We start from the raw sequence: 439 nt of genomic DNA on the forward strand, positions 1-439 counted from the left end.
GCCATGATGGCAGCGGGCCTGGTGGCCTGCACCACGTCGCCGGCGCCGAAAGAAGACACCAAACTGAAAGATGCCTATAGCGCCTGTATTAATACGGCGGAAGGGAATCCGGACAAGATTGAAGCCTGCCAGAGCGTACTGAATGTGCTGAAAAAGGATAAACAGCACCAGCAGTTCGCCAACCAGGAGAGCGTTCGCGTCCTGGATTACCAACAGTGTATTCAGGCCACCCGCACCGGCAACGATCAGGCGGTGAAAGCGCGCTGCGATCAGCTCTGGAAGGAGATCCGCAGCAATAATACGAGCCATTAAATCAGACGACAGCGGCAAACGGGCGGGGCATATCTCCGCCCGTTTGTTTTTTTTGCGCTGACTCTCCGCCGGCTGATAGCCGCGGCTCAGCCGCACGAACAGTAGCGCGGTGGCAATGAATCCGCAA

Annotated in this window: 1 protein-coding gene; it reads left to right on the forward strand. The window is 57.2% G+C overall.

Annotated features, from left to right (window positions below; all coding sequences use genetic code 11):
- Positions 1 to 312, forward strand: a 312-nt coding sequence (gene chiQ, locus PL597_RS26065) for a ChiQ/YbfN family lipoprotein (protein ID WP_271366663.1), incomplete at its 5' end; no start/stop codon positions are given.
- Between the last annotated feature and the right edge of the window lie 127 nt (positions 313 to 439).

Origin of the sequence: Agrobacterium sp. ST15.13.013, from assembly GCF_027956525.1 — a bacterium.
GTDB classification, from domain to species: Bacteria; Pseudomonadota; Alphaproteobacteria; order Rhizobiales; family Rhizobiaceae; genus Agrobacterium; species Agrobacterium salinitolerans.